The sequence below is a fragment of the Pelorhabdus rhamnosifermentans genome (assembly GCF_018835585.1).
GTDB lineage: Bacteria > Bacillota > Negativicutes > UMGS1260 > UMGS1260 > Pelorhabdus > Pelorhabdus rhamnosifermentans.
On the sequence record NZ_JAHGVE010000079.1, the window covers coordinates 1 to 743 of the forward strand.

At 37.7% G+C, this 743-nt stretch carries 1 protein-coding gene; it reads right to left on the bottom strand.

All coding sequences use genetic code 11. From position 1 onward, the window contains the following. Positions 1-288, bottom strand: a 288-nt coding sequence (locus Ga0466249_RS25820; protein ID WP_246589064.1) for a DUF6143 family protein, incomplete at its 3' end; no start/stop codon positions are given. Positions 289-743 lie beyond the last annotated feature (455 nt).

The following is a 743-nucleotide window of genomic DNA, read 5'->3' on the forward strand; positions in this document are numbered from 1 at the left end:
CCGGTTCATAAATAATGTCATATTAGACGGCGTTACCAGATTGGAAGCAGTTTCTGTCCCTGGCATTTGGGAATTAACCCAAATTTCGGCCAAAAAATCCGTTCCAGATATGTTAGTAATAGTGAATACATTTACAAATAATTTTACTTGAGAATCGATTGGGTTTAATAATCCACCCCATGCATTTCTGCCGTCAACAAAGCTTACGACATCGGTCTGTCCCAGAAAATATCTACCTTGCATAGATTCGTACAGCGACTTAGGGATACTAACCACCCTTTTCGCCATCAACCTTCCCCCTTGTAACATCTTTAATAAATCCTTGTACTTTTGTATATGAAACCAAGCATTCTTTAATGCCAACGATATAAGGAAAATTTTCATAAACCATCCCAGTCGAAACAGCGCTTCGTCAATTAAATCCGGCCATTTGTTGCCACTACAACATTAACATTTTTAAATTTTTCAAGTCCGTCAAGCTCACAAAAACTTCCCGGATAGCTGATGGCTCAATCTCGGCTAATACTTGTAAAAATTATCCATTGATACTATCCAATCCCGCAGTAATCCATATGGCAAATAATCTTGACTCATATCTATCTCAGGTAAATCAAGATACCACCTCGTTTTTCCCCATTACTTGCAAAACTCTCCTATTGTTGTTCGTTTACCCGTGCCAATTTGACTTCCAAAATGCCGTTATTATAATGTTTTACTAAAGAATTCGGATCAATAGGAACACT